Origin of the sequence: Chryseobacterium paludis, from assembly GCF_025403485.1 — a bacterium.
GTDB classification, from domain to species: Bacteria; Bacteroidota; Bacteroidia; order Flavobacteriales; family Weeksellaceae; genus Chryseobacterium; species Chryseobacterium paludis.
The window spans coordinates 5,041,947-5,050,391 of record NZ_CP099966.1; the positions used below are offsets into that span (position 1 = coordinate 5,041,947).

The following is an 8,445-nucleotide window of genomic DNA, read 5'->3' on the forward strand; positions in this document are numbered from 1 at the left end:
TAATTTTATTCTGGTTTAGCATTTTGCTCCGGAGTAATTTTAAATTTCTTAGAGATGATCATGATCACAACTCCTGCAATCATAAATGGAATAGAAAGTACCTGTCCCGTATTTAAACCTCCAATCTGGATAAATTCGTCTCCCTGAGGTTCTTTTAAAAATTCTACAAAGAATCTGACAGCCCAAAGAATGATAAAGAACAATCCGAATAACCATCCTTGTTGGTATTTTTTATCTGTTTTCTTATACAGAACCCATAATAAGATGAACAGGCAAACGTAGCCAAATGCTTCAAATAGCTGTGTAGGATAACGCGGAACTGTAATACCATATTCACTGCTTTGTTGTGGGAAAAGTAAAGCAAATGGTGAGCTAGGATCAACAGGCTTGCCTACGATCTCTGAATTGAAAAAGTTACCCATTCTTACAAAGGCACCCCCTAAAGCAACCACAATACCTATTCTGTCATATACCCAAAATGGATTCTTTTTGATAATTTTAAATGAATAATAAAGTGTAGTAAAGATCAATGCAATAGTTGCACCGTGACTTGCCAATCCTGAAAAACCCGTGAATTTCAAGCCATTTTTAGTGCTAATTGGTAAAAATACACTCCAGAAATCTTCTTTAAATAATTCCGGCTGATAGAAAATAACGTGCCCTAATCTTGCACCCAGAATAGTTCCTATTAAAGTCCATGTAAAAAGAGGTTCTAAATATTTTATATTAACATTATCAATTTTGAAAATTCTTGCCATTATAATATAGCCAAGTCCAAAAGCAAAAATGAACATCAGACTATAGAAATGAAGTGTAATCGGACCTAACTGAATTCCATTTGAAGGATCCCATATTTTAAAAGGAGTTTTCAGCTCAACTTGATCAGCAGCTGTAATTGGTTTGTTTGATTTTACAGCATATTTTAAAGTTTCTATATTTTCCTTAGTAATAGCAGTATTTATCAGCTTGAAGTGTTTATCAAAAAATTGATAATTAGCATTCTTATATTTGATCAGAATTAGAGAGCTGGAATCATAATAAGCAGGCTCAAAGTTTGATTTATTCAGAATTACCAGAACATTATTGCTAATCGGCTGATCAACAAAAGAGCTTAAATTCACTACTTCAGTTGTTGAATAGATTTTTACGGGAATTTCGGTAGAATTCACTTTTAAAGTTCCGTCTGATAGACCTCCCGGGTATTCCTGTGCAAAAAGACATTGGGTAATGAATGCAAATGCGACAAGGTAAATTCTGAAAAAAATATTACTCATTTCTATTTTTTTGATAGTTTATATTGAATTTTTTATTTCTTTGGGGGAACAGGATCATATCCACTTCCTCCCCAAGGATGACATTTTGAAATTCTTTTTATACCTAACCAGAAACCTTTAAAAATACCATGAACCTGCAATGATTCCACCATATAATGTGAGCATGTGGGTTCATAACGGCAGTTTTTAGGAAGTAAGGGCGAGATAAACCATTGGTAAAATTTAATTAAAATTACCAAAGGAAAAGTAATGATTTTATTGATTGTTAATTTCAAAACAATGCAAAAATAGGGTAAAAAAATGAAAATTAGTTTAAATTTGTTAGAAGTTTCAGGCTTTTAAAACTGAAACATTCAAACAAAAATTGTAAAATATCTTGAATCAAAATATTCCATTAGCTGAAAAATTAAGACCTAAAACTTTAAATGAAGTTTTAGGGCAGGAGCATCTTACCGGAGATAAGGGAACGATAAAAAAAATGATCGAGAATGATGCTTTGAATTCTCTTATTTTGTGGGGACCGCCGGGAACAGGAAAAACAACATTGGCTGAGATAATTTCTGAAAAATCAGGTCGGAAATTTTATAAACTTTCCGCTGTTTCATCAGGTGTAAAGGATGTTAGGGATGTGATAGATGAAGCTAAAAAACAGAATCTGTTTTCTGGAAAATCTCCTATTTTATTTATTGATGAAATTCACCGATTTAATAAATCGCAACAGGATTCTTTGTTGCATGCTGTAGAAAAAGGATGGATTGTATTAATTGGTGCTACTACAGAAAACCCCAGTTTCGAAGTAGTTTCTGCTTTACTTTCAAGAAGTCAGGTCTATATTTTAAAGGCTCTGAGCTATGAAAAATTGGAAGAGCTTGTTGATATTGCATCAGAAAGATACAATGAGGAAGAGAAAACCGAATTTAAGATATTAGAAAAAGAAGCATTTATTCAGTATTCCGGAGGTGATGCAAGAAAGCTTATAAATTCTGTAGAACTGGTTTTGGGTCAATATAAAAACTCTGAAACGAAAGAAATTCTGAATGAAGATGTTCTTGCTGTTCTGCAGGAGACTATGGCTCTGTATGATAAAAATGGAGAGCAGCATTATGATATTATTTCTGCTTTTATAAAATCTATGCGTGGTGGAGATCCTAATGGAGCAGTATATTGGTTAGCAAGAATGATTGCGGGGGGTGAGGATATTAAATTTATTGCCAGAAGAATGTTAATTCTTGCTGCTGAAGATATTGGTCTGGCCAATCCGAATGCATTGGTGATTGCCAATAATTGTTTTCAGGCAGTAAATGTAATTGGTAATCCGGAATCGAGGATTATTTTGAGTGAGACAGCGGTATATCTAGCCGTTTCGCCTAAAAGTAATTCCACTTATATGGCTATTAATGAAGCGCTAGCTTTGGTTAAAAAAACAGGAAACCTTCCTGTGCCTCTACATCTTAGAAATGCACCTACGAAACTTATGAAAGATCTCGATTATGGTAAAGATTATAAATATGCCCATTCTTATGAAGGAAGCTTTGTAGAGCAGGATTTTCTTCCGGAAGAAATCAAAGACATGAAGTTATATGAACCCGGAAATAACGCCACAGAAAAAAAGATTCATGAAGAGCTTAAGAAAAAATGGAATGATAAATACTAAAAATAAAAGGATACTCGGGTGAGTATCCTTTTTAATTATATTTTAAAATCAGTTCTTATTTTTTAGTAGTTGTAACGAACAATGATTTTTTACCATTATAGTCCTTTACTTCAACTTTTGCTAAAATATCACCAAAGACACGTGTATCCATATTAGTGAATTCATACCCTTCAATCATTACAGGAGTTTCTTTTGGTAGATTGTTTAAAGTGTTAAGCTCTCCAAGCGTTAATCTATCCAGATTTTCATAACCTTTTTTAATCTTAACTTCTGCTAATCCATTTTCTGCGATATAGCCGAATTTTTTAAGATTCTGTGGTAAGTTAGCTGGAGTTTTATAAAGATTCATGCTTTGAACGAAATCTTTTTTAGTATTGAACATATCTACTGTTCCAACAATATCATTTGCCACAGCAAATTTAGTAGCAGGGTTCTTCTGACCAAATAAACAAGCCGAAGAGAATAGTAAGAAAGAATAGAGGATTTTTTTCATAATCTATAGAATAAGGTAACTATTAAAAACTTGTTAAATATAAGTATTTTTAATAAAATCTGAAAAGGAAATTGGTGTAAATTAAAAATTATGTATAAATAATGAATTTTATTACGATTCTAAATTTTTACTTTCATCAGTTTCTTCCTTTTTATCAACAAGATTTTTAATCATATTTTTTAATCTCTGGAACATAAATGAACTTAGTAATAAAATGACTCCTAATAAGATAAATGCAATGATTCTGGAGATATTGTCCATCTGCCAGACGTCATATGCATAGAGTTTTACTACCATGATACCTATCAGAACAAACCCAATTCTACTAAATTCGGAATTGTCTTTTTTTAGTCCAACATAAATAAAGATACTTGCGAGAATAGCCCAGATGATCGGTAAATATAAAATACTAAAGTGTTTTTGAAGTTCATAAAGTTTTGAAAAATCTACCGCATTTCCTAAGATATATAGGTGATAAAGTTCACAACTGATAACGATAACCAAAGCACATGCCGCCAACCAATATGCAATTTTTGTTCTTAAAAAATCTAAAGTTGGGAAGCGTTTCCAATACAGATAAATAAAAGGAATCAGATATAAGAGGTAAATGCCATAAAAGGTAATTGACGACTCTTTTAATAGAATGGAGATAATCAGTTCTGAACCACATGATGAAACATGAATAACGGTAAGTACTAAGAAAATATATATTAACCCTGTATCAAACAGCTTGTTTATTTCCAGCTTCTTACTTAATAATAATAGAATAATGATGTAATACAGACTTAATAATAATCCTAAACTGGCTATTATTACAAAAGGTCTTTCAGATACTTGATAAATCAGCTCAAATAGCAATGCAAAGTAAATAATAGCATAGCTTAATAATTTGAATACATTTTCGAAGAAGTTGTTTTCAGACGAATCTTTTCCTGGTAATTTTTTTAGTAAAACTAAATTAGCAAGTGTTGTGATAATGGTAATAAAGCTTGTAAGAAAAACAGGGTTGAAAAATAAAGTAAGATTTTTTAAAGTGAAATATTGTGACCATGTAATGATCTGAGCGATTATAACCAATGGAAAAAGGATATAAAAGAATATTTTGAAAATATTGAGTTTTGTTTTTTTCCATATGAAAAGAAGTAGTGTAGCCTCAATTGCCCAAATACTGGTAATTAAATGAGTTTTAAATTGTAAAGCGACGGCAATTGTGATAAGACTTACTGTGATTCCGGCAAAAACTGAATAATGACTTCCAAAGTTTTTCTTTGTGTATTCTTTAAATAATAAGAAACCATTAATAACAGCAAAAATAAGAGGGAAAATTATTACAGGTTCATATCCAAGCTTATTAAAAATATAGATCAGACTTAATGTACTAAAGAAATTTACCAGTACCAGCAATACAATATCAAGAGAAGAAAGAATATTTTTCTTTATATAATTCAGTAATGCAAATGCATAGAAGATCACATAACTGATAAGGTAGAAATAAACGCTAAGTATTTCAGGCTTTTCTACAATCCAGTATAATAAATAAAGATGAGTGAAAAAGAAAGCGATTCCGCCAACACTTTTCCAGTGTTTTAAGAATGTAATGATCAGCATTCCAATATTTAAAACAGAGATGTACGTGAATAAAAACAAATAGTTGCTCTGACCCGTACTTATCATTAATGGAGCTAAAAACCCTCCGAATAATGAGAAAATAATAAGGACTTCACTTTTATAATAATAAGAAAGAATAATGGAGAGTAAGGTAATACAGCATGTGATTATGAAAGCTGTATTTTGAGCAAACAAATGATACTCCCGGAATGCTATGGTAGTCGTAAAATATAAGATCGCAATGCCACCACCTAGAATAATGGATGAAAAGATCGTGTAGTTTTTTCTTAAAAAATGACCAGTAATAATGATGACAGAACCTATAGAAAATCCAATACCAGCTCTTGCAATTTCGCCGATCCAGTTTTTATCAATTGCATATTTTACAAAATAACCTATTCCGAGAACAAGAGTGAAAATTCCAATAATGGCTAAGATATTTTGTTTGAAAAAAATGAAAATAGGTTCAAGCCAGTCTTTTTGGTTATCTGTTGGAAAAACTTCGGATTGAACAGTTTTTTCTTCGTTTGAAAGTAATTGCGGTTCCTGTTGGATTTCCGAAGATGCAGCTATTTGTGGAGAAAGTTTTTGTTCTTCTTTTGTATAAGTTTTTGTTTCAGTATTGCTATTCTTCTCCAGATCTGAAATCCTGTCTTCAAGTTTCCGTATTTTATTATTCAGTTGGTTGTAAATAACTATAACCAATACAATACACATAATAATTAGGAAATTTTCTGCCATACTTTCATTTGTTTAATCAAATATAGATAAATGTTTGGTATGATTGGTTATAAACAATTAATCCATCATATCTGCATATGATGGATTAAAGGTGTATAGTGATTAAATTAAATAAAAGTCTTAGTTAGACACTTTGTAAATGTAGAATGAAGCAACACTTGATCCTAATAAACCTACGTCAAGAACTGATGATCCAACAAGTCCGAATGAAATTTTATCTCCGGTTTGTAAAGAATACAGCGAGTTCAAGCTAGATTCTGAAATTGTTAAGCTTAATAAAATTAAGTTGGCACCACTGAACGCACGGCTATCTATTGTTGTAGCTACACCTGCTCTTGTTCTTACGATCCCTACTCCAGGAGAGTTTGCTAATATCGAAGCCTGTAATCCAGTACCGTAACGGAACGTAAACCCAATTGCATAAACCCCATCTGATGGAATTGTATACGTGTTGTCAGTATCCGAGAATAATGCAGCACTACCAAGTGTTCTTTCAGCGTTAAGGAAATTTACTGCTCTGAATCCACTAGGAAATAATCCTAAGCTTAATAAACTGATCCCAGCTGTCTTCTTTGCTGCATAAAGAGTTGGGTTAGTACTGGAAGCACTGGCCAATAATGCAGGATTCGCTTGTTCAACTTCTGATGATGCTGTATTGTACATTAATACGTTGTACCCTGTTGTCGTTGCCGTCGTAGGAACCGTTCTTACTTTCACGTCTCCGTTTACGTCTAGGGTAGCTGCTGGTGTTGTTGTGTTGATTCCTACCTGTGAAAATGCCTGAACTGCTATCAAAGATAGAATTAGAGTGGAAATTTTAGTTTTCATGTTATAAAAGTTTAAATTGTTATGGTTGACTCTAGTTAGTTTTGTTGTTATACAGCAAAAATTATGCCTGCGTGTTATATATTATATAATATTAATCTATCGTTTGTCAAAAATTTTTAACAATTTATAAATTATATTTAAGATATTATTACGTATTTATACTATGAGTGTTTATACTTAAATTATTTTTGGATTAAAGATAATGAAATAATTCTAATAAATCCCTTTTAGTTGAATAATTTTTTGTTAACATAAAAAAAAAGCTGTCACATTTTGTGACAGCTTTTGCTTAAAATAGTGACATTAATGCATCATAATGCCATTATTACATGATTTTATTAAAGTGTGAAATTAGCTTTCCAAAAGAAACTCCTTGTAATTGCCTAAAAAGTCAACTGTTGCTTGTATGGATTCCAGCTCTAGTATTGCATTTTCATGCAAAATTGGTTGCCATTCTCCTGCTACATTGATGTAGAAAAAATAATTTCCAAGTCCGGTTTTTAAAGTTCTTGATTCAATTTTACTGAGGTTCATTTTTCGCCATGCAAATACAGAGAGTACCTGATGTAAACCTCCTGCATGATCTTCCGGAAGGGTAACTAAGAGTCCGGACTTTTCTCCCAGAATGTCAAGGTTTTCATTTTTATAAAAATGTCCTTCTTTAGAAATAACAATGAAGCGGGTATGATTCTGTTCGAAATCCTGGATATTTCGATTGATGATCTCTAAACCATAAAGATTAGCCGCAAACTGATTGGCAACAGCCGCAATCTTATTTTCTGGATTTTCGGAAACATATTTAGCCGCCGCCGCAGTGGAAGAAAAGTCTTGCCTTGGGACGTTTTTATAATGAGTATCTAAAAAGTGAAAACTTTGTGCTAAAGCCTGTGGATGAGAATAAATCCTCTCAATATCTTCAATATTGTTATCAGGATGAATCATTAAATGGTGGGCTATAGGCATTACAGCCTCAGCTTCAATTTTTATAGACGGAGTTTTATATAAATAATCCAATGTCATAGAAACTGTACCTTCTATGGAGTTTTCCAAAGGAACTACAGCTTTATCAACATCTCCGTTTTCTACTGCAGTAAAACAGTCTAAAATATTAGCCTGTGGTAAAAGATCTTCGTTTGGAAAAAGCTGTGTAGTTGCAAGCTGAGTAAAGCTCGCGTGTGGACCTAGAAATGCAATCTTCATGTATCTATTTGATTAAAATCTAAAATTAATGTTTAGCAAAGGAAAGAAATTATTTATTTTAATAAAGAATCTCATGGCTAATTATGCAACATATTATCATTCTGTTTTCCAGTTTTCTTCAATAAGCCTTAGAAGATAATCTGGGCATTTGATGATTTTATTGGTTTTTGAATCTAAAAAAAACAGAGTAGTGGAGGCTTCCGTGATTTTTATACCCTCTTCATTATAGATTTCATAATCAAATTCTATTCTTACTCCAGGTATTTTTTTTATATATGTATGAATTTCTAATTTTTGATCATACAAAGCTGGTTTTAAATACTTAATTTTATAATCAGAAACTGGTAACCAAATTCCTTGATTTTCAATTTCATCATATGATATTCCTATGGCTCGAAATAGCTCAACTCGGCCAATTTCGAAATACGCTGCATAGTTGCCGTAGTATACATATTTCATTGGGTCTGTTTCGGCGTAACGTACTCGTATTGAGTGTTTTGTATGTATCATTTTGGGTCTCAAATTATACATACAAATATATTTTTAAATAATCAATACCTGCAATATTTTTTTTTGAAAATAAAAAATTAGACCTTTGTCTTCCTTCTAAACACAGTACTAACTAAAGAATTAATCGGGGCATAAAT

Annotated in this window: 8 protein-coding genes; 1 reads left to right on the plus strand and 7 read right to left on the minus strand. The window is 31.9% G+C overall.

What is annotated here, in order from left to right; genetic code table 11:
- Positions 1-5: 5 nt before the first annotated feature.
- Together lgt and yidD are read right to left on the minus strand one after the other, a co-directional pair.
- Positions 6-872 (minus strand): prolipoprotein diacylglyceryl transferase, encoded by an 867-nt coding sequence (gene lgt / locus NG806_RS22940; RefSeq protein WP_390882595.1) that lies wholly within the window; start codon positions 870-872, stop codon positions 6-8.
- 434 nt (positions 873-1,306) lie between these two features.
- Positions 1,307-1,549 (minus strand): membrane protein insertion efficiency factor YidD, encoded by a 243-nt coding sequence (yidD, locus tag NG806_RS22945; protein ID WP_214833626.1) that lies wholly within the window; start codon positions 1,547-1,549, stop codon positions 1,307-1,309.
- Positions 1,550-1,650: 101 nt separating this feature from the next.
- On the opposite strand from yidD, the gene NG806_RS22950 reads away from it, so the two are divergent.
- Complete coding sequence (locus NG806_RS22950; RefSeq protein ID WP_214833624.1) at positions 1,651-2,928, plus strand: replication-associated recombination protein A; 1,278 nt, start codon at positions 1,651-1,653, stop codon at positions 2,926-2,928.
- Between the two features lie 55 nt (positions 2,929-2,983).
- Here the strand turns inward: NG806_RS22950 and NG806_RS22955 are convergent, their stop codons facing one another.
- The 5 genes from NG806_RS22955 to NG806_RS22975 all read right to left on the minus strand — a co-directional run bounded on the left by NG806_RS22955 (position 2,984) and on the right by NG806_RS22975 (position 8,308).
- Positions 2,984-3,421 carry a hypothetical protein gene (locus NG806_RS22955; RefSeq protein WP_214833621.1) on the minus strand — a complete coding sequence of 146 codons (438 nt, stop codon included), beginning with the start codon at positions 3,419-3,421 and terminating at the stop codon, positions 2,984-2,986.
- A gap of 111 nt (positions 3,422-3,532) precedes the next feature.
- A complete protein-coding gene (locus tag NG806_RS22960) occupies positions 3,533-5,770 on the minus strand; it encodes a DUF2339 domain-containing protein (protein WP_261511459.1) in 2,238 nt (745 codons plus the stop codon).
- Positions 5,771-5,890: 120 nt separating this feature from the next.
- On the minus strand, positions 5,891-6,598 hold the full coding sequence (locus tag NG806_RS22965; RefSeq protein ID WP_261511460.1) for a hypothetical protein: 708 nt from the start codon (positions 6,596-6,598) through the stop codon (positions 5,891-5,893).
- Positions 6,599-6,949: 351 nt separating this feature from the next.
- A complete protein-coding gene (pheA, locus tag NG806_RS22970) occupies positions 6,950-7,798 on the minus strand; it encodes a prephenate dehydratase (protein WP_261511461.1) in 849 nt (282 codons plus the stop codon).
- A 96-nt stretch (positions 7,799-7,894) separates the two neighbouring features.
- Complete coding sequence (locus NG806_RS22975) at positions 7,895-8,308, minus strand: acyl-CoA thioesterase (protein ID WP_261513145.1); 414 nt, start codon at positions 8,306-8,308, stop codon at positions 7,895-7,897.
- Positions 8,309-8,445: the final 137 nt, after the last annotated feature.

Bases quoted from the DNA above. Each gene is read 5' to 3' on its own strand.
- pheA (WP_261511461.1), bottom strand. From the start codon at position 7,798: ATGAAGATTGCATTTCTAGGTCCACACGCGAGCTTTACTCAGCTTGCA.
- NG806_RS22965 (WP_261511460.1), bottom strand. From the start codon at position 6,598: ATGAAAACTAAAATTTCCACTCTAATTCTATCTTTGATAGCAGTTCAG.
- NG806_RS22975 (WP_261513145.1), bottom strand. From the start codon at position 8,308: ATGATACATACAAAACACTCAATACGAGTACGTTACGCCGAAACAGAC.
- NG806_RS22955 (WP_214833621.1), bottom strand. From the start codon at position 3,421: ATGAAAAAAATCCTCTATTCTTTCTTACTATTCTCTTCGGCTTGTTTA.
- NG806_RS22960 (WP_261511459.1), bottom strand. From the start codon at position 5,770: ATGGCAGAAAATTTCCTAATTATTATGTGTATTGTATTGGTTATAGTT.